This window comes from Zarconia sp. (genome assembly GCF_057467645.1).
Window position 1 is genome coordinate 26,221 of the sequence record NZ_JBRJXU010000111.1, and the last position, 25,861, is coordinate 52,081.

The 25,861-nt window shown below is 45.5% G+C and carries 18 protein-coding genes and 1 tRNA gene; 12 read left to right on the forward strand and 7 right to left on the reverse strand.

Annotation, left to right across the window (positions count from 1 at the left end):
• The first annotated feature begins 7 nt into the window (after positions 1-7).
• From AC2215_RS17465 to AC2215_RS17510, 10 genes are all read left to right on the forward strand, one after another.
• Complete coding sequence (locus tag AC2215_RS17465; protein ID WP_486811274.1) at positions 8-1,069, forward strand: NAD-dependent epimerase/dehydratase family protein; 1,062 nt, start codon at positions 8-10, stop codon at positions 1,067-1,069.
• A 161-nt stretch (positions 1,070-1,230) separates the two neighbouring features.
• A complete protein-coding gene (locus tag AC2215_RS17470) occupies positions 1,231-1,878 on the forward strand; it encodes a sulfotransferase domain-containing protein (RefSeq protein ID WP_486811275.1) in 648 nt (215 codons plus the stop codon).
• Positions 1,879-1,910: 32 nt separating this feature from the next.
• Entirely contained in the window at positions 1,911-2,600 is a 690-nt protein-coding gene (locus AC2215_RS17475) for a sulfotransferase family 2 domain-containing protein (protein ID WP_486811276.1), read from the forward strand.
• Positions 2,601-2,766: 166 nt separating this feature from the next.
• Entirely contained in the window at positions 2,767-3,531 is a 765-nt protein-coding gene (locus AC2215_RS17480; protein WP_486811277.1) for a putative nucleotide-diphospho-sugar transferase, read from the forward strand.
• 296 nt (positions 3,532-3,827) lie between these two features.
• Positions 3,828-5,951: a tetratricopeptide repeat protein gene (locus AC2215_RS17485; RefSeq protein ID WP_486811278.1), complete on the forward strand. Its 2,124-nt coding sequence runs from the start codon at positions 3,828-3,830 to the stop codon at positions 5,949-5,951.
• Between the two features lie 417 nt (positions 5,952-6,368).
• Entirely contained in the window at positions 6,369-7,613 is a 1,245-nt protein-coding gene (locus tag AC2215_RS17490; RefSeq protein ID WP_486811279.1) for a tetratricopeptide repeat protein, read from the forward strand.
• On the forward strand, positions 7,553-9,208 hold the full coding sequence (locus tag AC2215_RS17495) for a glycosyltransferase (protein WP_486811280.1): 1,656 nt from the start codon (positions 7,553-7,555) through the stop codon (positions 9,206-9,208). Before AC2215_RS17490 ends, AC2215_RS17495 begins: the two co-directional genes overlap by 61 nt.
• Positions 9,209-9,732: 524 nt before the next feature.
• Positions 9,733-13,956: a tetratricopeptide repeat protein gene (locus AC2215_RS17500; protein ID WP_486811281.1), complete on the forward strand. Its 4,224-nt coding sequence runs from the start codon at positions 9,733-9,735 to the stop codon at positions 13,954-13,956.
• A 508-nt stretch (positions 13,957-14,464) separates the two neighbouring features.
• Entirely contained in the window at positions 14,465-15,325 is an 861-nt protein-coding gene (locus AC2215_RS17505) for a sulfotransferase domain-containing protein (protein WP_486811282.1), read from the forward strand.
• The gene (locus AC2215_RS17510) at positions 15,325-17,454 is read left to right on the forward strand and encodes a tetratricopeptide repeat protein (protein WP_486811283.1); all 2,130 of its coding nucleotides are present in this window, start codon (positions 15,325-15,327) and stop codon (positions 17,452-17,454) included. Before AC2215_RS17505 ends, AC2215_RS17510 begins: the two co-directional genes overlap by 1 nt.
• A gap of 107 nt (positions 17,455-17,561) precedes the next feature.
• Here the strand turns inward: AC2215_RS17510 and queF are convergent, their stop codons facing one another.
• The 3 genes from queF to hemW form a co-directional block, all read right to left on the reverse strand.
• A complete protein-coding gene (gene queF / locus AC2215_RS17515) occupies positions 17,562-17,990 on the reverse strand; it encodes a preQ(1) synthase (RefSeq protein WP_486811284.1) in 429 nt (142 codons plus the stop codon).
• Between the two features lie 62 nt (positions 17,991-18,052).
• A tRNA-Cys gene (locus tag AC2215_RS17520) sits at positions 18,053-18,123 on the reverse strand.
• Positions 18,124-18,219: 96 nt separating this feature from the next.
• A complete protein-coding gene (hemW, locus tag AC2215_RS17525) occupies positions 18,220-19,512 on the reverse strand; it encodes a radical SAM family heme chaperone HemW (protein WP_486811285.1) in 1,293 nt (430 codons plus the stop codon).
• A 446-nt stretch (positions 19,513-19,958) separates the two neighbouring features.
• On the opposite strand from hemW, the gene AC2215_RS17530 reads away from it, so the two are divergent.
• Positions 19,959-21,038: a PIN/TRAM domain-containing protein gene (locus tag AC2215_RS17530; protein WP_486811286.1), complete on the forward strand. Its 1,080-nt coding sequence runs from the start codon at positions 19,959-19,961 to the stop codon at positions 21,036-21,038.
• 352 nt (positions 21,039-21,390) lie between these two features.
• On the opposite strand, the gene AC2215_RS17535 is transcribed toward AC2215_RS17530, so the two are convergent.
• From AC2215_RS17535 to AC2215_RS17545, 3 genes are all read right to left on the reverse strand, one after another.
• On the reverse strand, positions 21,391-22,368 hold the full coding sequence (locus tag AC2215_RS17535) for a response regulator (protein WP_486811287.1): 978 nt from the start codon (positions 22,366-22,368) through the stop codon (positions 21,391-21,393).
• Positions 22,369-22,993: 625 nt separating this feature from the next.
• Positions 22,994-23,173, reverse strand: a complete 180-nt coding sequence (locus AC2215_RS17540; RefSeq protein WP_486811288.1) for an adenine nucleotide alpha hydrolase family protein — start codon at positions 23,171-23,173, stop codon at positions 22,994-22,996.
• Between the two features lie 2 nt (positions 23,174-23,175).
• Complete coding sequence (locus tag AC2215_RS17545) at positions 23,176-23,367, reverse strand: cation:proton antiporter domain-containing protein (protein WP_486811289.1); 192 nt, start codon at positions 23,365-23,367, stop codon at positions 23,176-23,178.
• A gap of 276 nt (positions 23,368-23,643) precedes the next feature.
• On the opposite strand from AC2215_RS17545, the gene AC2215_RS17550 reads away from it, so the two are divergent.
• Positions 23,644-24,939, forward strand: coding sequence for a flippase (locus AC2215_RS17550; protein ID WP_486811290.1), 1,296 nt, complete (start codon positions 23,644-23,646; stop codon positions 24,937-24,939).
• A 307-nt stretch (positions 24,940-25,246) separates the two neighbouring features.
• Here the strand turns inward: AC2215_RS17550 and AC2215_RS17555 are convergent, their stop codons facing one another.
• Positions 25,247-25,834, reverse strand: a complete 588-nt coding sequence (locus tag AC2215_RS17555; protein WP_486811291.1) for a metal-dependent hydrolase — start codon at positions 25,832-25,834, stop codon at positions 25,247-25,249.
• Positions 25,835-25,861 lie beyond the last annotated feature (27 nt).

Consider the following 25,861-nt stretch of genomic DNA (forward strand, 5'->3'; position numbering starts at 1 on the left):
GGTAACAATGTCAGTCATTCTGGTTACCGGATCGGCAGGTTTAATTGGTTCCGAGTCCGTGCGATTTTTTGCCAACTTGGGTTTGAATGTCATCGGCATTGATAACGATATGCGAGCGGTGTTCTTTGGGGAGTCTGCATCCACCAGTTGGAACCGAAATTTACTCAAAGATGAGTACGGCAATCGCTACAAGCACTATCATTTAGATATTCGCGATCGTGAAGCCGTCGAGAATCTTTTCCAGGAATATTCTTCGGATATCGACTTAATTATTCATACTGCCGCACAACCTTCCCACGACTGGGCCGCTCGCGATCCTCATATGGATTTTACTGTTAATGCGAACGGAACGTTGGTATTATTGGAAGCAGCACGTCAGTATTGCCCCGAGAGCGTATTTATTCACTGTTCCACGAATAAAGTTTACGGAGATACGCCCAATTTTCTCCCCCTAAAAGAACTGGAAACTCGCTGGGAAATCGACCCCAATCATCAGTATAATGAAGGTATCGATGAATCAATGAGTATCGATAACTCGAAGCATTCATTGTTCGGAGCTTCTAAGGTTGCAGCAGATATTTTAGTTCAAGAATACGGTCGATATTTCGATATGAAAACGGCTAGCTTCCGAGGGGGATGTTTGACAGGTCCCGCTCATTCTGGGGCAGAACTTCACGGTTTCCTGGCATATCTGATAAAGTGCGTCATTGTTGGTAAGCCCTATACAATTTATGGGTATAAAGGGAAGCAAGTTCGAGATAATATTCACAGTTACGATTTGGTGAATGCGTTCTACCATTTCTACCAAAATCCCCGCTGCGGAGAAGTTTACAATATGGGCGGTTCTCGTCACAGTCACTGTTCGATGTTGGAGGCGATTTCCATTGGGGAAGAACTGTCTGGGAAGAAGCTGGACTATACCTATACCGAGAATAATCGATCGGGCGATCATATTTGGTATGTTTCCGATGTGAAGAAGTTTCAGTCTCATTATCCGGAGTGGGAATATCAGTATAATCTTCGGAATATTTTGGAGGAAATTTATGAGGCTCAAATAGAACGATTTTAATCTAATTAAACTTTTGAAACAAGATGGCATCTTTGAGAATCAAAATTCACTAATATCATTGGATTGCCATGTGAGACAAGTTAATTAAAACTTTCAGGAATAAGATTATGTTATTCGTTTGCTACGGCATGCTCAAATCCGCCAGTACCTTTGCATTTCAAATGACGATCGACATCGCACAGACTCATAGCGATCGAGGAAGTTTAGTTCAAAAATTACCTAAAGAGTTAAGAGCAAGTTTTATCCCAGAGAATCTTGGATCAACATTACAGAAAATCAATGAATTTATTCCCAAAGAAGAAATTTACGTCATCAAAACTCACTGTCCTCTTGACCAAGAAACTGAAACAATGCTGAACCAAGGTTTAGCAAAAGCCATAATTTCTTACAGAGATCCTTATGATATTGTTGTTTCTCTTAAAGATGCGGGAGAAATTGAGCGGCGGAAAGATATCACTCAGCAAAGATCGTATTTTACTCAAATTAAAGATTACCAGGATGCACTGAAAAAATTACCTAACATTATGAGTAATGCAGAGTCTTGGCTAAAAGAGGAGAAGATACATCGAATTCAATTCTCGAATATTGCCAATGAACCTGTGACTGTAGGTAAAGAGATAGCAAGCTACATGGGAGTGAGTGTTAACTTGTCCAAAATCACTCGTATTGTCGAGTCCTATACCTCTGACAGGAAGTCAATCATTGAATTTAATGTTGGAATCGAAGGTCGAGGACATAAAGAGTTTAGTTTATCAGAAGACGATCCAATCAAGCAAAAAATGGATCGATTTATAGAGCTTTACTTTTGAAATTTTTACTTTATTTTCATATTTTGAAAAAGATGAACGAGCAACTGATTCGATCTAGCAAGAATAAGTTATTTTTTGTCCATATTCCAAAATGTGCTGGAACAAGCTTGAAAGCCACACTTTACAAAATTTTTGGTAAACAGCAAGTATTGAAAGTTTGGAACTCTAAAATAGGGTCTGATGTATCAGTGAAAAAATTTTCCACTCTAGAGATTAATAAAATATTGTCATATCCTTGCATTGCTGGACATTTACCTTATGCAGAAGCCAAGAAAAAACTTTTTAAAAATATGGAAAATTATTTTGTTTGTACTTTAATTAGAGATCCAGTTGATCGAGTTATATCATTATGGAATTATATTAGTACTCATTCCGAACATCCAAATCATGACAAAGTTTTAAACATGAAGTTTGAGGAGTTTATTGATGAATTTGCAGGAAATCAGCAGTGTAGGTTTATTTGTGGTCATGCTGATGCTAGCTATGCATTAAAAATTATTCATAATGAATATGACTTGGTATTACCATTGAATAAATATGATTATTTTGTTAGTGAAATTTGCGAAAGATTTAATTATAAAAACCAAATAAACGATCGTAAAAATACCAGCAAAAAATCATTCTTAAAAAAAGAAATTAGTAATAATACATTAAATATAATCAATCGTAAAATGTCCGAAGATATAGCGTTGTATAACACAATTTTTGAGGATTTTTATTAAAAAATAAATGTGGCAATTTCCAAGTTTGTGAGGCATATATAATCTTATCGAATCAACAGTTTAAGCTTGTCACTTTACCTCATAGCTACGAGAATTGCTAAAACACATAATTGCTTTTCTTGAAAACCTCAACGTAACGTAATTCATTCTATTGGAGTTTTAGATCGTGACTAACCAAAACTGTGGGATTATTTTTCTTGCTTTAGGTGAAAAGTGGATTAACGAATTCATCGATTGTAAAAACTTTTTAACACAAACGAATCCAAGTCTCAATATCGCCCTTTTTACCACAGAACAATTTTTGGATGTATGCAATAGCGATCATCATGTTGCAGTCTATAAGATAGACGAAAAACGAAATCCTTTCAAACTCAAAACTGAAATTCCACAAAAAAGTCCATATTCAAAAAGTTTATTTCTTGATACAGATACTTTTGTTTTAGATGAGATCTCAGAAATATTTGATTTTTTAGATGAGTCCGATTTTTGTATTGCTAAAGCTCCGCATTATGCTAAAGGTCATCCCCCTGTTTGTTTAAACTATGAACATCCTAAAATATTTAATACAGGAGTATTTGCCTGGAAAAAAAATACATTTACGGACAAACTCTTTAACACTTGGAATTCTGCGATCTCTAAATTAAGTGATTCAGAGGTATGGACTGGTAATCATAGCGATCAAAAATACTTTAACGACATAATAAAGAGTGGTTTTTTTGAAAAGGAAGGAGGTATTCTGAAAATACTCGATAATAAGATTTATAATATGAGACCTTTTTGTCTGCCAAAACTAGTAGAGGAAGGACATCTGAGTGGGACGAAAATACTTCATACAAGAAAGCTGGGATTTGGTGAAAAATTGAACATGGAGCTTGTTTCGAGAGAATCTATGGCGTTTCAAGCTTTTGAGATAATAAAGAATCGGTCATAATATCCTGGTTGACCGATCAAACTTCCAGAATATGTGTGGGATGGGAGATCGCACGTAGTGAGCAAACAACCGAGTTGGTAAATATTTGAGCCTTTTCATGGTCAACTCTCATTGCTCCCTGAAGCACTCCGCAAGCACTGACTTGACTCTGATAAGCTAAAAACTTGACCCAGTAATAGTTTTGGCGATTCATCGATAAACTTTTGTCACTCAACCAGATATTAGAGCTATCGCATCTAATTCAAATAAGTCCAAGTAGAGATTGGCAAGTTTGAAATTTTCACTATACAAGGTACATGGCACAGCATACACCAACCAAAGCTCAAAAGTTAAGCAATTGTAGAGTCTATCTAAACGCTGGAAACCAATTCGAGGAAGAAGGAAAACTCGATCGTGCGATCGAGCAATACCAGGAAGCTCTCAAACTTAATCCAAACTTGCATCCCGCTCTAAATCGATTAGCAGAAATTTACACCGAGCAGCAAGAATTTAACCTGACGCTCAACTGTCGCCAAAAACTCGTTCAACTGCAACCGGATAGTGCCACAGTACAAGCCAACTTAGCAAAGGCAATGATAGATGGGGGACAAATAGACGAAGCCATTACCACATACCGAAAAGCAATCGCTTTGCCAAATCCACCTGCTCGCATTTATCGGGAGCTGGGGAAAGCTTTGGAGAAAAGCGGAGAGTCAGAAGAAGCTCTCGCAGCATACCAAAAAGCCATTAACTTACAGCCTGAGAACCCTCGATTCCATCTGCTCCAATCAGAACTATATTTCAAACAGAAGAAGATCGAGCAGGCGATTGAAAAAGCCGAAGTTGCACTCCAGCTTAATGCCGAGTTTCTTCCGGCTTTGAATCAGTTAGTCGCAATATACCAGAAGAACAACGAACTCGACAAAGCAACCTACTATTGCCAGCAACTCGTTAAGCTGCAACCGGAGAATCCGATATTCTGTCGCCAGTTAATGGATCTCTATGCAAAAGTTATTTCTAAAAAAGATGACCTAGAAGACGCTATCTCGACTTACCAAAATGTGCTGAATGAAACTCCGTCTACGTGGTCAGCAATTCCTCATGAATCTTTAGGTCAATCCTTACTCCAATTAGGTATTAGAAAAGGTCAGATAGAGCGAGTTATAGCTTTCTTACAAGAAGCGATTGCAGCTCAACCTAATGATCCTTGGTATCACTACTACTTAGGAATCAGCTTCACTAAAGAACATTCTTTCGATGAAGCAATGAGTTGTTTTCAAAAGGCAGTTCAAATTCAGCCCAATTTTTGGCAAGCCTTGGCAGAAGCTGGAGTATTATTGAAAGTAAAAGGAGATCGTAAGCAAGGATTTCAGTATTTTATTCAAGCTCTGAAAAATAATCCAAGTTTGCCGCTCGAATACTATAGATCGTCTTGTAGTCCTAGTTCCGATCGAGAGTGGGAATTGCTTAAGAGTCTCATCAAAAAAAATGAAAATAAATCGAAGAACATAAATATTATTTATTATGCTATTGGACAAAAACTTAGTCAACAAGATAGCTTGAGAGAAGCTAGTGATTTATACCAAAAATCTATTTACTATAAACTCAAAAAATCTAAACCTGAGTATATCAGTCAATATTGGAAAAATGGAACACTTCAAGAACCAAATTTTTTGCTGATTGGGGTTTCCAAGTGCGGTTCTACTGCACTCTATAATTATATATCTCAACATACAAAAACTTTACCTGCAATTGTCAAAGAACCAGGTTATTTAAGGAGCTTGCTTCCAAAGTTAGAAATAATTGGCAAACAAAATAATAGATTATTTCTAGAATCAGAAAGAGACTTTTATTTAGCTCATTTTCCTCCTAGATCCGAAACAAACCAATTTATTACAGGAGAAGCTAGTGCAGCTACAATATTTTTATTTGGAGCTGAAAAAATCGTTTATAACTGGTTTCCGAAAATTAAGCTAATTGTAATCTTAAGAGATCCAATAAAGCGAGCTATTTCTTTCTACGATCAGCTTTTAAAAACTGGTCATCAAAAATTCTCTTTAAAAACAGTTTTCACGAAAGAGCTAGAAGAGGTTGAAGATTTCGATCGAATGCTCGAGAAGTTGAAAAATATAAAGTTTAACGATCATATTGCCACGGGCTTGTATTTTTATCACTTAGAGCGATGGATGAAGCTTTTTCCGAGGGAACAGTTCTTAATCTTAAGTAACGAGGACTTAGCGCGAGACCCAGCTAGTGTGATGAAACAGACTTTTGATTTCCTCGGGCTGCCTGAGTGTCATAATATTAACTACACTCCCAGAAATGTAGGGCATTACCCAAAGGATATCGATCCCAATCTCCTCTCTCGACTGCAAGAGTTTTACCAACCTCACAATCAAAAATTAGAAGAATTTCTGGGACGAAAGTTTAACTGGGATTAAGTCGGGAGAAATCTGGGAACATCTAGTGCTTCATGTCATTAATTCTGCTAGGTTACTCATTTATAGAACGCTTGGAAATCAGTAGTTTCAGAATAACGGTAACTTTCAAAACTAATGACATAGAGTACTAGTGCTTTATCACATTAATTCTGAGGGATTGTCAGGTGAGGATTTGATGATACTGAACCCACTCCTAGCCCCTCCCGAGAGGGGAATCAAAGCGAGTTATATAGCAGTTGCCAGTTCAATTAGGACGCACTTTGTTGGTGAGCTGGGGAAGCTGGGGAAGAAAGATACTGGTGTGAATTTGAGCTGTCCTAACAAATGTGGCGACTGCTATAACTAGAAAAACCAGTGTGGTGGAGTACTGGTGTCTACGCGCGTACAAGGGATAAAAAATAAGGAATTAAAGTCACGATGTCTTCTCAAGCAAACGCTCTCGTTTCAACCTACCTCAGCAAAGCCCAGGAACTGAGCGATCGCAACCAACTTACTGAAGCGATCGCCCTGTACGAAGAAGCCACCCAGCTCTATCCCGAGAATGCCGAACTCTTTTGCGCCTTAGGTATCGTTCGCGAGAAACAGGGAGACATCGAAGAAGCCATTGCCAGCTATCGTCAAGCCATCAAACTCGATCCCCAGCAACAGACTTGGCTCTATCTCACCCTCGGTCAACTCCTCACAGACCGAGAACAACTTGACGAAGCCATCGCCACCTACGAAGCGGGCCGGCAAATCTATCCCGAAAATCTCAAACTCCATCAATCCCTCGGAACCGTTGCCGAACAAACCGGAGAAATCGATCGAGCCATCGCCCAGTACCATCGCGCCATCGAACTCAACCCCAAACAACCCACTTGGGTCTATTTCACCCTAGCTCGATTACTCAAAGACCGAGACCAACTCGACGAAGCCATCGCCACCTACCAAACGGCCCTCCAAGTTTATCCCGACAACGCCAAACTCTATCCCTCCCTCGCGATCGTAACCGAACTCAAAGGCGATATCGACGGAGCGATCGCCTATCATTCTCGCGGCATCGAACTCAACCCCCAGCAACAAACCTGGGTCTACCTCACCCTCGGTCGATTACTCACCGAACAAGACAAACTCGACGAAGCCACCGCCAACTATCAAGCGGCCCTGCAAATCTACCCCGAAAACGCCAAACTCTATCAATCCCTCGGCGTTCTCGCCCAAAAAAAAGAAGATCCCGATGGGGTCATCAAACACTACCAACGTGCCATCGACCTCGATCCCCAACAACCGGCTTGGGTCTATTTCACCCTAGCTGAGTTCCTCGCCCAACGGGAACAATTCGACGACTCGATCGCCATTCACCAAACTGCCGTCGAGCGTTATCCAGAGAATCCAGAAGCGTATCGATTGCTCGGAACCGCTCAAAACCAAGCCCACCAGCGCGAAGCGGCCATCGACAGCTACCGCCAAGCCATCGCCCTCGACCCAGATTGTGCCATTTGGGTCTACCTCACCCTCGGTCAACTCCTCCAGGAACAAGACGATATCGAAGGGGCGATCGCCCTCTACGAAGCCGCCTCCGAATACCATCCCGACAATGCCGACCTCGAACGAGAACTGGGATGGGCGCAAAAAAAAATGGCAACGTCGAAGCCGAAATCGCCGCCTACAAACGCTGCCTGACCCTCAAACCAGAGCAAAACCACTGGCTTTACTTTCATTTAGGTCATCTCCTCACGGAACGAGGGGAAATCGAAGAAGCCATCGGTTTCTACCAACAGGCGATCGAAGCACAAGCAGACTCCGTCAATGTCTATTTCCGGCAGCGAGCGGAGTTCTTTTGGCAACAGAACGATCTCGATCGAGCCTTATCCGCCTACCAGCAAGCGGTGGTTTTATCCAACGAGTGGCACAATGAAACCGATGAGGCATTCGTCGCCCTTTCCCCCGATGCCATCCCCCGCATTTGTATCGTCACCCCCGTCTTCAACGGCGAAACCTATATCGACGAAACCATCTACAGCATCGTCACCCAAGCCGGCCGCTTTACTATCCGCCATCACGTTCAAGATGGCGGTTCCACCGATGCCACCCTCGACAAATTAAAAGCCTGGAAACGACGGTTGCGCAACGATCGAATTCCCATCCTCTGTGAGGGAATTGAATTTACCTTTTCCAGCACCCCCGATGGCGGGATGTACGATGCCATCAATCGCGCAGTGGCCCGCATCAACCTCAAAGATGGTGACTGTATGGCCTGGATCAATGCCGACGATCGCCTTGCCCCCGGCGCACTGGCCACCGTTGCCGATATTTTCACCAAATTCGATCGCCTCCATTGGCTGGGGGGTCGAACTTCCCTAATTGACGAGCGAGGCATCACCACCAATCTAGCCCTTCCGAATCCTTTCAGTCGGCAGGCGATCGCCGCTGGGTTACACGATGGTCGCGCACTCCCCTTCATTATGCAAGAAGGAACCTTTTGGCGAGGATGGTTGTGGCGAAAAGTGGAGGGGGTTCGGGACTCCCTGCAACTGGCCGGGGATTACGATTTGTGGCGGCGATTTGCCGAACATGCCAACTACGTGCTCGTCGATGCCGTTCTGGCCACCCATCGCAAAAGACCCGGACAACTCTCCGAAACCATGGATCGGTATCACGATGAAGTAGACGCGATTTTAGGCGAAACCGGACTCGCGATTTATGAAGAAACCTGGCAAACCTTCGCCGGTCAAACGGAAACCGAACTCGAGGAACTCAGACAAGATTTTAGCGGTCGAATTTTGCAGTACAGTACCGCCCTGGAATCCTGGCACTATTCCCCCTTCCCCCATACCGTTCATTTCAGTCCCTCAACGATCGCCTCAGCCACAGAAATTCGATCGGCGATTGCCGCTTCCTTTGGCAAAGGGTTTGGGGAAATGGAGAACTGCAACCCGGTGAAAAATCTACCCAGTGGAATCCGGTGGACGCAAGCGAGAAACAACGAACTCGAATTTGACGTTGAAGAACCGGGAGATTACGAAATCACTCTGATTTGCCAAACCTTCCATTTCGTTTCTGTTCGTTTGAGCCAGAACGAGAACATTCTCTTTGTGCGAGAGTTACCGATTACTAATCACTATCGCAACTGCAAAATTGTTGCCCATACCGTCTTCGATCGAGGTCAAAATTTAGTCACCCTAGGCGTGACCCAAAAAAATAGTAAAAGAGCCGGTCGCCTAATTGTCATTTCCTGCGAAGCGGTCTGGCGATCGAGCCTCGAATTAAAACTTTAAATTTTCCTCAAACTTCTAGAAGTTGTAGATGGCAAAGCAGAAATAAATCTGCTATAATATCCTACGAATATTTGGTGCAAATCGGACTCGAAAATTACTCAAAAATTCGAGCGATTAGAATTGGGTTTCAAGTGACTATTTTCTTCAAATTATTCTTCGTCTCAAGAATCTGAAAATCCATATAAATCTTAACAAGCTGTGAGTTACAGCTTGGGATCTGGAGATGAAAGCTAGTGAGCGAGGACGAAACAACTGACCGGCTCTCAACCACGGAAAGCTATGAACAGTCAGGATTTTTAATGACCCGTAGCGGTACTAGGGCACTTTTAGACCCTATTACCTATAACTCATCCAAACAATAAAGCCCTTTATTTCTATTCCAATTGTATTCGATATTGAAATTTATTGCTGTCTCATAATATTGAGCCATTAGTTTTCCGACTCTTTCAATTTTATAACGAATGACTCCCAAAAAATAGATGCTATTTGGGTAAGCGAGATTTACTCTTAAACCTAGAAACACAATGCCCGAGCGCACAACCAACACCCCTATCTCTTCTCCCAGTCCAGCCCAACCCCTCTACAATTTAGGGAAGGTTTTAGCCAGACAAAAAAAGTGGTCGGAGGCGATCGATGCCTACCGGCAAGCCCTGGCAATTCTGCCCCATTACAAGATTTATCTGGCATTGGGGGTCGCGTTAGAAAATAGCGATCGAATCACCGAAGCCATCGAGTGCTATCGCCAAGTTCTCCAACTTCAACCCAACCTCACCGAAGCACGCCAAAGACTCGAAAACCTACAACATTCAACTCTCCAGTCTCGATTGCCTGCGATAACCGTTGCCCCCCATTCCAGTGATGTCAAAACTCTCTTAGAAAAAGCCCAATCCTATTTAGAACGTGGAAAATGGGACGAGGTAATTTCCCAGTGCGATCGAGCCTTACAAATCCAACCCAATGCCGCAAAAATTCACGCACTACTGGGCAATGCTTTTTACAGCAAACGAGAACTCGAAGCGGCGAAAAATGCTTATCTAAAAGCCCTTGAATGTAACCCAAACCTTGCCGATATTCACGCAAATTTAGGTAGCATCTACGCCCAACTCCACCAACCGGAAGCAGCGATCGAATGTTATCGCCAAGCCACTCAACTCGATCGAAATCAACCCCTACTTTACTCAAACTGGGGACAGTTGCAACAGCAATTGGGACAATGGTCGCAGGCCGCCGAATCCTATCAAAAAGCGATCGACCTCAACCCGAGTTTAGTCAAAGCCTATCTGGGTTTGGGAGATGTATGCAGTCAGCAAAAGCATTGGCCAGAAGCTGCCGCCGCTTACGAGAAGGCAATGCAACTCGATGGGAATTCCGATCGCGCAGCCTATGGACTCGGCGTAACCTGGCGACAGCAAGATCGCTTCGATGAAGCGATCGCATTCCTGCAAAAGTCGATCGAACTCAACCCCCATTTTGCCCGGTCTCACTATCAACTCGGCAACGCCTTCGCCAAACAGCTTCAGTGGTCCGAGGCGGAACGCTGCTATCGTCAGGCGATCGAACTCGATCCAAACCTGGCTTGGGCTTACAGTTATTTAGGAGAGACTCTCACCCGACAGGGACGATGGTCTGAGGCAATCCCCTGTTACGAAAAAGCCATCGAACTCAACCCCAACATTCATATTTCCGTCTACAAAAATCTCGGGGAAGCCTTAGAACGCTCGAACAACGGCGAATTCACCGATAAAGTCGATCGCCATCGATGGCCCTACGTCACCCCGCAGATCCATTTTCCCAAAACCCTACCCAACGGTCGTCCCTGGCCGAAAATCTCGATCGTCACCCCATCTTTCAACCAAGGAGAGTTCGTCGAAGAAACCATTCTTTCCGTCATCCACCAGGAATACCCCAATCTCGAACATCTCTTCATCGACGGCGGTTCGACGGATGACACGATGGAAATTGTCGAGCGCTACGCCGATCGTTTTCACTATATCGTCAGCGAACCCGATCGCGGACAAAGCCATGCCTTGAATAAAGGATTCGATCGGGCCACCGGAGAGATCGTAACCTGGCTCAACAGCGACGATCGCCTCGCCCCTGGGGCATTATACGCCGCCGCCCTCGCATTCTACACCAGCCAAGCGGATGTTGTCGCTGGGGTTTGCCAGGTCTTTGAGGGACGACGGGAAGTGCTGCATCACGTCACCTCCTCCGCACCGGGGCCGATGTCCTTGAGGGATATCCTCGATGTGGAAAACTGCTGGCTGAAGGGGAAATTCTTCCATCAACCGGAAGTCCTCTTCACCCGTGCCATTTGGGAAAAAGCGGGGGGGATGGTGGACGAATCCCTCTACTACAGCATGGACTACGAAATGTGGGCGCGATTTGCCGCCGCCGGTGCCAAAATTTGCCCCATCGCCCACCCCATCGCTCAGTTTCGGATGCACGAGGCTCAAAAAACGAGCACGACGCAGAAGTACAAACCGGAACTCCTGGCAACGCACGATCGGGTTCGCGATCGCTTCGGGCCTCAACTTGCCGCTGCACCATCCTCTCCGGTGACGTCCCCACCGACAACCCAACGAGATCGACTGCGGGTGGTTTTGTTGAGCGATATCGGCTTTTCCGGGGGGGCGGGCATCGCCCAGGAACAAATTGGACGGGCGTTGGCAGCCGCCGGACATCAAGTCATCCCCATTGCTGGGGTTTCCGGGTGGGAACCCAACCCGATCGAATTTTCAGCGAACCAGGCACTGGAACTGATTTCGAGTTTGGAACCGGATTTAGTGGTGGTAGGTAATCTGCACAACATCCAAGAAAGTGTGGAATTGCTCGAAGGGGTGGCGCAGAAATATCCCACCATTTTTATCATGCACGATCGCTGGTTGCTCACGGGGCGTTGCGCTTACGTGGGTTCCTGCGACAAGTATACTCAGTCGTGCGATCGTACCTGTCCGACCTTCGATCGATATCCCGCCTTAGCACCGGATCGGATTCAATCCACCTTCGATCGCAAACGCCAACTGCTCGTCAACAACCCTAATTTTTTGGTACTGGGAAACAGTCAGTGGACGACGGATTGGGCGCGGTACGCCTTGCAGTCGAGTTTACCCGATCGAGATTTAGCTGAAACCCGAATCCAGAAGATTACCCTGGGCATCGATCTCGAGACGTTTTATCCCAGAAACCCACAAGAATGCCGCCAACGCTTGGGATTGCCCCAAAATCGATTTATTATCCTCACCGGTTCCACCTCCCTTGAAGACGAACGCAAAGGCGGACGACATCTGATAGAAGCCTTAAAACTTGTCAGCGCCGATAATATTTTACTCGTCGCATTTGGTTATGGTTCCCCTAAAATTGAAGGGGTCAATTGCGAAATTCAGCACGTCGGATTTATTCAAAATCGTCACTTGCTCGCCTACTACTACAGCGCCGCCGATGTATTTGTGGGTGCGAGTTTAGAAGAAGCCTTTGGCTTAACCTTTGTCGAAGCCGCCGCTTGTGGAACGCCAGCGGTGGGATATGCGGTGGGTGGAGTTCCTGAGGCAATCTGCGATCGAGTTACGGGGCGACTGGTGCCCGAAACAACGCCACAAGCTTTAGCGGCAACCATTACGGAACTGTATCGAGATTCCCAACAGTTAGAACAGTTAAGTCGATCTGCGCCCATTCATGTGGCCAGTCATTTTTCGATTCATGCCACCTATCAAAGTTTAGTCGTCGCCCTCGATCGCGTCAATTGGTTGGAGAAACTGCAAATTGCTCCGATTAGCAAAGTTGCGGTGACTCCCCCGCAACTGAGTTCTGCACTCTGCGTCAAATATTTGCCCAATAATCAGCTCGATAATTGTATCCTTGAAACTCAAGAAATCAGCGGTTGTTTGTTCGCTGGTTTTGGGGCGATCGAATCCCCGTATCCCGATCTCAATTTAAACGGTTTCAGTCGTTGGGCCCTATCCCCAGAAAGTAAGTTCGTTCTCGAAACCCAAGCGCCAAAACAGGGACATCTCCTTCTAGCGTACCGCAATGTTTGTCCCGATCAAGTTTTAGAAATTTGGCAAGAGGATCGCTTACTCATCCAAACATTAGTCGAACACTCAGAAATTCGTCAAGAAAATAGTTTAATCTTCCCCGTTCAACTCAAACCCGGACTCAACTTCTTCACCCTGAAAACCCATCAGATACAAGAAGATAGTTCCCATCGAAAGCTTGCGGTTTTAATCGAAAAGATTCGATTTATCCCCAACTTAAACTGGCACGAACTCGGGAACGCACAAACACGGGATGCAACGGAGAAAATGATTGTTATGGATGGCACGTTGCAAGGAACGGGTTGGTTTCCCTGGGAAAACGTCGATGGAGTTGCCATGCGATGGATGGAACGGGTGGGAAATGTCATTATCGCTGGCATAGATGTGACTCAACCCTTACTCGTCGGGGTTCGGGGAAGAACGGCGATTGTACCGCAGTTCCTCGAAAACCTCACCCTCAAAGTCAATGGCAACCCGATTCCGGTCGAAGTTGAACCCCAAAAAGACGGCTGTTGGCAACTCTCAGGAAGCGTTCCGTCCAACATCTTAACTCCCCAAGCACCGTTCCTCCTCTCGTTGCATTCTCCGGCAGTTCGTCAGTTATCTCCCCAAGACCACCGACAGGCTAGCGTGTTGGTGGAGAAAATTGCGATCCAGACGGTTGACATGGAGTCCGAACGATCCAATGAAACGGTGGTGACTTTACATGGATAAAACACGACCTGGAGTAGGGGGATGTCCTTGGGAAGAATGTCAGGGTATAGCCGTTGGATGGGTGTCGAAAGTTAGAAGCGTAGTTGTGAGTCGATGGAACTCAACTTCACTGACTTGATACTTGACGGGTGAAAGTCAATCGAAATTTTGTTAGGGGTAACGTTCGGTATTGACCGAATAGAGAATGATAGTCTGAGGGGTAAGTACTAGAACTTTTCCAATTCAAAAAGTAATGGTGTACGCTCATGCAAGAACTTTGTCAAATGGAAATGCAGAGAATCTCGAGAGTCGGCCAAGTTTGCTGGGTGGAGTACGAGTCGAATAACTTCGAGAAAATAAGCAGTTTAACTAACCCGAGAGGCATCAGATATCCAGCCACTTTCATCTGAGGATAAGCGATCGGTCAGTTTCTGGGTACAAAACCGGCATTTTATTACGTTTAGTTAATACTCGAACGACTTTTGATATACTTGGAGGAATAAAAATTAAAATGCAGGGTCATATAGTTATGCCATTTACATCTCATTTTATTGAGAAAACGGTTGATTTAGAATTTTATCAAAATTGGCAAAGGAAGAATCCCGATTTTTTTCAACCCTTTCCTTTCTTTTTGTGCTCCTTTCCTCGATCGGGAAATGGTTGGCTCCGGTTATTGCTGGCGGCTATCCTGCTTCAATCTAAAGGTGTCGATATTGAGGCGCTCGAGTTAGTTAGAAAAAAAACGGACAAAGGTGTCAACTACATTTGTTTTAAGAGCGGAGACAAAGAGTACGAACTCGAAGATATATTTCCAGACATATACTTGATGAAGCACCAAAGGGAAGCGAGTATCAGTCCGGAATCGGTTCGCTCTCTCAATTTATCTCTGCGACTCATTAAGACCCATCATATTATTGATTGTCAGTCTAGTAAAGTCATCTTTTTATTCCGAGAACCCATGGCTTGCTTAACCTCTGCCGCTCTCCTTTTAAACTCGGAAGAAATTGAGAAAAATCCAGAAGAAATCAATGCAACTATGATTTATCTGGCAAGATATTACGAACAGATGTTGGAATTTTACATAAATCAGAAAGAGCAATACCCCGATCGATGCTTTTTTCTCAGTCATCAACAAGCATCCACAGGGGATACCGTCCATGAATTGAATCGCGTCATGGATTTTATGGGACTAGCGATAACAGAAGACGATATTCGTTGCGGAGTCAAAAAATTCCCCTTTAAATCGGGGTACTCGAAACAGTACATCGAGTCGATTAACCATTCGACTCGGGAGTTAATTCAAAACTCTGTTGAACCTAAATATCAGCAAGTCTTAGAACTGAGTGTAAGCTCTTCTTTTGACTCGATAATAAATTCAAAAAAAAACTGATGTTTAATAAAACTATGAAAATTCGGAAATCTGCTGAAAAAAGATCCGAAATTCAAGCTTACACGCAGAAAGGAAACCAGCTCAAAAAACAAGGCAAACTCACTCAAGCGATCGAGCAATACCAGCAAGCGCTCCAGATCGATCCAGATTGGATACCAGCGTTAAAACAGTTAACTGAAATTCATACACTGCAAAAAGAATTCAATCGTGCGCTTGGCTACTGCAAGCAGATTACCCAACTACAGCCGGATGATGGTATAGAACAGGCTAAGTTAGCACGATTGATGATGAAGCAAGGACAGACCGAGGAGAGTATTTCAACCTATCAGAAAGCCATTGCTTTGCTAAAGCCACCGGCAAGTATTTATCGAGAATTAGGAGAGGCATTAGCCAAACAAAAGCGGCTAGATGAGGCGATTTCCACTTATCGACAAGCGATTAGCCTACACCCCCAAAACCCTGAGTTCTATCTACAGTTATCAGAGTTATACTTCGTTCTAAATCAGCTCGATCGGGCAATTGAAGCGGCAGAAGCAGCACTTCAGCTTGAACCCAGTTTGTTTCCAGCACTCGAGCGTTTAGCTATAATTTACGAAAAAACGAAAAAATTAGATAAAGCAATTCATTACCGCAAAAAACTCGTAAAAATAAAACCAGTAAATGATAAATATTTTCAAGAACTTCTCGCGACTTACGCAAAGTTCATATCCAAGCATAAGAGTCTAGAAGAGGCAATCTCAAGTTACCAAGAAGTCATCCAAGACACGAACTCAGATCGAATAGAACAAGTTCATGAAGAGTTAGGCAGAATTTTTATTAACCTCGCGACGAGACAGGGAATGCTCGAGCGAGGGATTTCTTTCTTCCAAGAAGCAATTCAAACTCAACCCAATAGTTCTTGGTTGCATTACTATGTAGCCGTTGGTCTAGAAAAAAAAAGTTTGCTCGATGAGGCAGAGATTTTTTATCGAAAAGCTCTGAAATTTCAACCCCAGTTCTGGCAAGCTCTTGTTCAGTTCGGAAAACTACTCTGTCAAAAAGGAGATCGGGAACAGGGCTTTCAATATGGCTTAAAAGCTCTTAAAATTAACCCAAATTTGCGGATACAGCATTATCAGTACCTCTATCAACATTCCTATGATGAGTGGGTTTTACTGAAAAATATAATGAAAGAGAGTCTAGAAAAAATAGACACAATGGAGCCAACTCAATACTACAGATTTGCTCAAAAGCTGGGTTGGGAAGGTGAATTTACAGAAGCGATTTCTTATTCTAAAAAATCAATCTATCATCAACTTACAAAAACAAAACCTAAGTTTGTTCGTCAGTTTTGGAAGTGTGGTGACCTGAAAGCTCCAGATTTTTTGATAATTGGTGTTGCAAAGTGTGGGACTAGTGCAATCTATCAATATTTGATTCAACATCCACAAATTTTGAAAGCAATTGTTAAAGAGCCACAGTATTTAAAAAGTGTTATTCCCAAACTCAAAATCGTTGAGAAACAGGGAGATTGGTCTTTATTAGATTCAGAAAAAGAGTTTTACTTAGCTCACTTTCCACCTCGCTCTGAGAACAGTCAGTTTTTGACTGGAGAAGCAAGTACAAGTAACTGGTGTCCTAAAATCGAAACGATAGTTTCTAATTGGTTTCCCAATATTAAACTTATTGCTATTTTTAGAAATCCGATCGAACGTGCTATATCACGCTACAATCATTCGATTGAATACAGAAAACAACCTTTTGCCGCTACGATGATCTCAGAGCTTGAGTTTTTGGAAGGAGTCACAAATTTCCCGCAAGCCCTAGAAAATCATTCGATTCATCATCAAGAGCATTTGGGCCGGGGTCTATACGTGTATTACTTGGAAAGGTGGATGAAACTTTTTCCAAGGGAACAGATGCTCATTTTGAGTAACGAGGACTTGGCTCGAAACCCCGCAGGCGTAATGAAACAAGTTTGCGACTTTCTCGGTCTCCCCGAGAATAAAAGTATTAACTATACGCCTAGAAATGTCGGAAGTTACCCCAAGGATATCGATCCGGATTTACTCTCGCGTTTGCAGGACTTCTACCGACCCCACAATCAAAAATTAGAAGATTTTCTGGGGCGGAAATTTGACTGGGATTGAGAGCGATACGATCGCGATTTTAAGGGATGCATCGCACCACTCACCTTTGGCAAGCAACAAACTTGTGTCAGTCAATCCGAGGACTGGACTCCAATAGAGAGTGTATCTTACTTTTGATGGCGCACTTCAATCACGGTATGCACGTTGCCCCGAGGGTAAAAGTCACCCTTTACCGTCGCTTCGAGGGGATCGCAGGCATCGACGAAATCATCGAGAATCTGGTTGATCGATTCTTCGTGAGAGATATAGCGATCGCGATAGCTGTTGATATAAAGCTTAATCGACTTGAGTTCCACCACTTTTTCATCGGGAACGTAGGTGATGTAGATGGTTGCAAAGTCGGGATAGCCCGAAAACGGACACTTACAGGTAAATTCCGGTAGGGTGACGTTCACATCGTAGCGCCGTCCGATACGAGGATTGGGAAAGGTAATCAGTTTCCCTTCAGCAATTTCCCGTTCGCCGTACTTCATCTCGGGGGCTGTGGGGGTTTCAGAAGATTGAGAAAGGTCGGGTACGGGAGGCAGATCGCTCATCGGATTTAGCAATACAATTTGGCAAGGGATTTACTAACGCCAGTTGTGTCGTGGAGTCTCAAAGGGGACACCCGGATTCGAACCGGGGGTAAGAGATTTGCAGTCTCCTGCCTTACCACTTGGCCATGTCCCCATAGGTGGCAAACGGGTTACAAATGACAGTTGCGAACAACTGGTTCGAGCCACATTTTTGCGCGCCTCAGTCATTATATCAAACTCCGTACACCCTCTATCCCAACCTTTCAAACAAAGCTGCCAAAATTGTATTCGAGAACAAAAAACCTTCGGGATCGTTGAGGCGCAACCGATGCACCACCGAGACCGTCGCATCCCCATCCAGGAGGTTGCCATCCGCAGAAATCGCTTCCACCCACCCGCAATGGCGATAGGTCAACAAACACCGCCAAATTCGATCGGCTGCTTCCCTCCCCCAAACCCGATCGATCTCCGTCAAATTCACCCCCTCAGCCAAGCGAAATCCCAGCATCAGAGTTTCCAAAAGGCGATCGGCCGCTGAGGCGATTTCCCCGCCAACAGGAGACCCAACCGCCTCCGACGCAGCCAACCAATCGTAGTATTCTTGCAGTTTCCGAGGACGGGTCAACCGCTGCCGGTTGACGTAACTCGTCGCCCCCATCCCCAGTCCGTAATAGGGAAGATTATGCCAATAGGTACGGTTGTGGCGGCAGGGGTATCCCGGTTGGGCGTAGTTGCTGACTTCGTAATGTTCGTAGCCGGCGTTGGTGAGGGTTTGTTGGGCGAGGCGGTACATTTCGGCGGCCGTCTCATCGGCGGGTAGGGGAGTGCTGCCCGCTTGGTAGTAGCGATCGAACACCGTTCCCGGTTCCACGATCAGATCGTAAACGGAAAGGTGTTTTGGGGCGAGGGCGATGGCGGCGTCTAGAGAGGCTTGCCATACTTCCAGGGTTTGATGGGGCAGACCGGAAATCAGATCGAAACTGAAGTTATCGGTTTGGCTTTGGTGCAGCAACTCGACTGCCGCGTAAATATCCTCCACTGAATGCGATCTCCCGCATTTTTGCAACAACTCGTCTGCAAACGCCTGCACCCCCAAACTAATCCGATTAACCCCAGCGGCGCGATATCCCTGAAGTTTCGCCAAATCGAAGGTTCCGGGGTCCATCTCGATCGATATTTCTGCCCCGGTGGCGATGCCGAACCGGTCATCGACGGTTGTTAAAATGCGCTCGAGTTGGTCTGCTGTCAGTAACGAAGGGGTTCCGCCACCGAAAAACACCGTATTCAGGGGCATGATGTTCGACCCAACCAGCTGGATTTCCCGACACAAGGCTTCGACGTAAGCTTCCATCGTATTGGAATTGCCTCCATGGCGGCGATCGCCTACGACAGAAACGGGAAAATCGCAGTAAAAGCAGCGACGGCGGCAAAAGGGAACGTGTAGGTAAGCCGCACGGGGAACTTCATCCTCGATCGAGCCATCATCGGATTGGGGGCGATCGGGTAAAGAATTTTCAACGATCGAAACGGGATAATTTGACACGTCAACCTAATAGACCTCTGGAGGAAAAAGGTTAAGGGGAAAGGGGGAAAGGGGGAAGAAATTCATGACTTCGGCATAGATATTGATTGGATTTTTGATTTTCTCGAGATGTCTAATAATTAATATCCGTTTAATGTTCCTGAAATTTACATCGATTCTCCCCTTCGAGTCCGTCAAATTCTCCTCACTCCAGACGCAATCGACCCTCCCTACCACGATTTTCAGCAGATCGAGTTGGCCATCGAGTTTGGGTATGCGATCGGATTCAAGAGCGTTCGATCTCCCGCACCATCACCCGTTGACTTCGAGGTTCGGTTTCACCCCTAAAAACCACCTCCCCTTCCCTCGAGCGCCAAAGTATAATGTATCCAAGTCCGTTTAAGGCTTGGGAGTATTTTCTTCTCGGAGTCCCGAAGCGACTGATTCAACTCAACCGGCCAGGAACAATGCTCGATGCTCTTATTATTCTTTCATTCATCCTAGCAGGAGCGGGGATCGGCTACTACAGTACTGAACTCCTACCCAGCAACGCGATCGAACAGGTCACCAATCTCGAAGGCTTGCGGATCGTTACCGCTAGCTTTATGGCGTTAATTAGCGGTGCGATCGGCTTAAGCGTCCAAACGGGCTATCGCCGTCTGGAAACACAAATCCGCGAAATGCCCCTGGAAGTGTTGCTCACCCGTGCCGTGGGTTTGGTTCTCGGTCTGCTGGTGGCAAACTTGATGCTCGCCCCGGTGTTTTTAATTCCGATCCCCCATAATGTTACCTTCATCAAGCCCTTAATTGCCGTGTTGGGCAGTGTCATGTTTGCCTTTTTGGGGGTTTCTCTGGCCGATACCCACGGTCGGGCTTTTCTGCGGTTAATTAGTCCCAACAGTGCCGAAACCTTGATGATTGCCGAAGGAACCCTCAGACCGGCAACCACCAAGATCGTCGATACCAGTTGCATCATCGACGGACGAATCGAAAATCTACTCGATACCGGGTTTATCGAAGGGCAAATTCTCATTCCTCAGTTCGTCTTGTTGGAGTTGCAACAAATTGCCGATGCGTCCAACGACCAAAAGCGAGTTCGGGGTCGGCGGGGACTCGATATCCTTAATCGGATGAAAGCGAATTATCCGACGCGCATCGTCATCCATCCGGCAAACTACGAAGAACCGATGACGGTGGATGCAAAGTTGGTGCGCTTAGCTGTGGAAATTGATGGCACCCTGCTCACCAATGATTTTAATTTAAGTAAGGTGGCGACCTTACAGAAGGTGGAAGTGCTCAATGTCAACGATCTCGCCCAAGCCGTTCGCCTCTCTTATCTACCCGGCGATATGCTCGAACTGAAGATTCTCAAAACTGGAAAAGAACCCACGCAAGGGATCGGTTACCTCAATGACGGTACGATGGTGGTGGTTGAGGAAGGGTCCGATCGCGTTGGCGATGAAATTCTGGTGGTGGTCACCAGTGCCCTGCAAACCTCTGCCGGTCGGATGATTTTTGCTCGTCCCCACGCTTCCGTGATGGCTTGAACCGATGGCTTGAAGTCAACCCAAAATATCAACTGACTCGAAACCCCACGCACTCAATGGCAACGTGGGGTTTTTTAATGGTATAGCGCTTCTTGTGGTTTATTTACACGATCGCGCGCATAGGTTTTTTCCATTCCCCGTTCCCCATAACTGAAAATCTGTAATTACACCAGCGCGAACTGCTATATCTGTGTTGGGACGATATAGCCATATTTTTGTAGCATTAACGCGGTGTGCAACTTTAAGCCAAGCCATATGGTGAGCTAGCCGACCATATCCCCCTTTCCCCTTCCCCCTTCCCCTTTTACCCCGTGCGATCGGGTTTTGGATAATTAAGTTACACATGGTGTTATTAAGAGGTGGCCATCGATCGCGTCATGGGAGTGGGGGGAACGACCACTTCTGAGGGTTTCTCTTCCTCGAGGTATTTGCGAATGGTCTGCAATACCTTTTCTGGTTGGGGGGGTTTGCTTAAAAAGTCAGAAGCCCCGTTGATGGTGGCCCGAACTCGATCGACCACGCCATCGCTACTGGTTAAAATCACGATCGGCGTCTCTTTAAACACCGTTGTTTTCCGTAGAAATCCGCAGAAATCCGTACCGTTTAACTGGGGCATCACCAAATCCAAAAAAATCAGTTCCGGCTTTTGCTTCACCAACAAAGCCATTCCCTCTAAAGGGTCTTGGATGGTGAGCACTCGATATCCGGCCGGGAGCAAGATTTGCCGCAGGTGCTGGGTCACCATCTGGCTATCGTCGATACAGGCAATTAAGGGCTGAGTTGGGGCAACAGCAGCGTTAACCAGGTTCAGTTGCTCGAAGGGTGAAGATAAGTCCATCACCACCCGCAGCCCGATTTCACCTTGCTGAATGAAATGATGGAGGGTACGGGTGACATCTAAGACCGATCTCTTCTTTTTGAGGGCAATGTCCCAAAACGTATTTTGACCGTTAAAGAGCCGACTCAAACTGGCAGTCGAATCTTGGGAGAGTCGTTTGCGCCATGCGGGGGTTTTCTTCCAAACCGGGGCGCGATCGGGACATAGATAGTTCAGACCCATATCTTGCCACTGTTGGTACAGTTGCAGCGACTGAGTGCAGACTTGTTCGATTTCTGGGGTAGAAAGCGATAAATTCGACGAGGGGTTGTGGGTATCCGGTTGGCGACGGGTCGGCAGCCAGGTCAGTTTGACCTCCCCAGCACTGAAAATGGTAAAGAGTAACTCCCCGATAATCGTCATTAGGGTCGATTTGGCTTGCAAGGGACTGGTTTGACCGCGAGCAATTCCTTTATATAACAGTTGGTATTCCCAAAGATTGACCCCGGCCACTTCTTTTGCATCGTAATCAAAACTAGGGCAATGTTGCCCGAGGGCTCGCGTCCAGCGTCGGACTCGGTGTCGATCTCCTGTAATGTAGAGCAGCTGACCGCAAAAAAGATAGAGTTGCCATCTGTCTTTTCGATGGGATACAACTAATTTTCCTGTAGCTTGTTCTCGACTCAGCGACAACAACTTTGTAGAGATAGAATTGAGTTGAGAAGTCGAACAAACCATAAAAATTGGTCCAGATGCACTCGAGGGCCTATGTTTATATTTTATTTGACCGTCAATTAATTTTCTTCCGTAATTTCCGCGATATTATTATTTGTGATAACAAAAAAGTTGCTTGTAAACACTTAAAAAATGACAGATTGTCAGAATTTAAACATGTTTACGATCTTAGATGGGGCTTTGGCTTGAGTGCTTTTGCGAGATTAAATATAAATATAATTTTAAAATAATCGCTCGAGATTTGACTTTGTTTAACCCTCGAGCGATCGCCCAATTCAAAACAAAAAATTTAAAAATTAGATAATTTCTTTTTGAAAAATTTATATAGTTTGCGATGGGTTATAAAATCCCAAATGATGCGAGATTCAATCGAAATTCTGCCTCAACGCCAGCTGAACTCGGCTTAAGAATAGGGTTCCCCGAACAAGAAGATCGAACAGGTGAGCCTTTCAATGGCTTGGGTGGTGACGCCGCTGACAGTTAGTCCCCCAGAGCTCCGACGGCGTATGGAACGTAAAATCACCATATCGAAAGTCGTTCCGACTCTGAGAAGAACCTGGGCGACATCATCGTGGAGAATCATTTTCAAGTTGGCATCGACGGGGGATTCAAGCCAAATCCCAAGGCGATCGTAGTACCTACGAGCAGGGGAACCAAAGCCGTCATCGCTCCAAACCCGATCGACTTATTGCGGGTGCGGCGAAACGGCTCTAAGTCGAGTTCTAAACCGATGGTAAACATCAAAGACATTTTGCCAAGATCCGAAAACAGCTCCATCGTGTCTGTTTCGGCTTCGAGCAATCCCAAACCATCGGGCCGCCACTCCCGCCAAAAGCAATCCCACCAATCCCGGTAACCGGAAGCGCTCGAAAATGGGCGGAACCGTTAAGCTAACAAATAGCAGCAGCGTCAATGCAACAATGAGACTATCGAGGTGTACGTGTTCCATGCCATCGCTCGAAAGAATATTGAACCCGCGCCAGCGCTCGAAACCGGACGCGCAAAACGAATAATGTCAAGTTGCTTCAAGTTGCTTTCCCTGTGTAGTCTGCCATGATCTCCACGCTTGCTAGAGGTGCAATTGTTGCGTTTCTCTTACAGATTCTCGGTGTGGCTTCGACCTATATTTCCCGCATTTTTCTAGCACGCTGGATGGGAACGACGGAATATGGCCTTTACGAGTACGTTCTGGCTTGTACGTTTCTATTAGCGATTCTGACAGAACTCGGATTGCCCGGTGCCGTTTTGCGATTGATTCCCGAATATCGCGTCAAGGAAGATAAATCTCAGTTGCGAGGTTTGTTGCGCGGTAGTTTACCGATTGTTTTTAGCGCGGGATTGTCGATGGCTGCCATTGGTTCGCTATTCCTTTTAACATTTGAAGGGGCACGAAATTGGACTTATTATCAACCGTTACTTGTCGGTGTGTGGCTGGTTCCTTTTTTAAGTGCGATCGACTTACAATCGGAAATAGCTCGAAGCGTACAGCGGATCGCATTGGCACGGGCACCTATCAAGGTTTTTTTTCCGATTTTGCTCGTTTCTTTTGCCTTTTTCGTCCGTCAACATGAGGTTCGACTCAGTAGTTTGACCATTTTAGGGGGGTCGATTGGTATTTTGGTGGCGATCGCCGCTTTTCAGTATTGGCAACTCACTCAAATATTTCGCCCGGAAATTGAAAAAGCTAAACCTATCTATAACTTGAAAGCCTGGTTTACAATTGCTCTGCCGATGTTGTTGAGCCAAGGCTTTTTGTTAATTTTGAATTCTACGGATATTTTAATGCTGGGCGCCTGGGAAAATCCAGCAGCGGTGGGATTCTATGGAGTTGCGGCAAAAACGGCAGTTTGGGTAACCTTTGTGTTGCAAGCGGTGAATACCGTAGTGGCCCCAATGTTTTCTGAATTATACGCCCAAGGCGATCGCCGCGCTTTACAAAAACTGGTCTCGAAAACGGCAGGATGGATGCTCGTGCCTACGATTCTGGCCTCGGGTTTTGCGATCCTCAATGCCCACTGGATTTTAGGCTTCTTCGGGGCGGAATTTGTGGCGGCGCGCTGGCAAGTTATCGTTCTGGTGGGGGGGCAATGTGTGAATGCTCTATCGGGTTCCGTTGGCTATTTAATGGGGATGACGGGACATCAAAATCAAGCTTCTAAAGTTTTGGGTTATAGTGCCTTAACTAATCTCGTCTTAAATGCAGTTTTAATTCCTCGGTTTGGTGGGTTGGGAGCGGCGATCGCGACAGCAACAGCAATGGCAATGTGGAATCTTTGTTTGTACGTTTTGGTTGTCAAATATATCGGCATTCACGCATCGGCTTTAGCGACCTTGTTTGCCAAAGAGTAAGCAATGATTACGCTCGAACGTTCTCTATTGGGGCGTGACAAAAGTTTCCAAAATTTAGCATTTAGCTCTATCCTGAATTTAGAATTTTTCGCAAAATGCTAAATTCCCACTGGCGAACTCCACTCAAAAAAAACTGTTTTTCGGATAAAGTTCCATCTTATTTGTCAAGCAGGACTTCGAGAAATTTTCGTCAAACCTCATGAATCATGCCGGCTATGGGATCGAACCCAGGGTTTTTTGAGGACTAGTGCCGCGCTTAGCTATAAGTTAATCATCGCAATCGATCGAATTCAGACGAACTTCGGAATTAAGATCGCTCTCGACGAGATTGCCAACGACGACGCAGCCGCCCAGAAATCCACGGACCGACGAGATAAACGGTCAAGATAATATCCAAAATGCTCTCAAACAAAGCAAACTCGCGACCGTAATAGCGAGGGTCCCAATAACTGACTCGAGATTGCCAGCGTGTCGTCCACTCCACGGGAAACAATAGTAGGGGTCCATCATCGACGTGGGTGAGGATATCGATCGCGCTATGGAACAAACACGCACTCAAAAACCAAAACCACCAATGCCGGGGGGAGTTTGTTCGATTGCGGAAACGCCACAGCAACCCTAAAGCCAGCAGCAGCAAGACGGGAGAGTGGAGGAGGTTGTGAGACGCGATCCACAACGGATGGTGAAAGTAGAGTTCGTCGAACATCAGGCGAAACGTATCCCCCAGACTCCAATCGAGGAGGATGTGGTAGTAGAGAATGCCCCCAATGGAGAGAATGTAGAGGGGAATATCTGGGGCGATCGAACCGAGGAGAAACGCACTTTTTGCGATCGGCAAGCGAGGACAGACTTTTCTCAGGGTTGCCGTCATCAAAAAGTGAGAAGGGGTGTTCATGAGGTTGAGGCAAATGGATGTGATGCG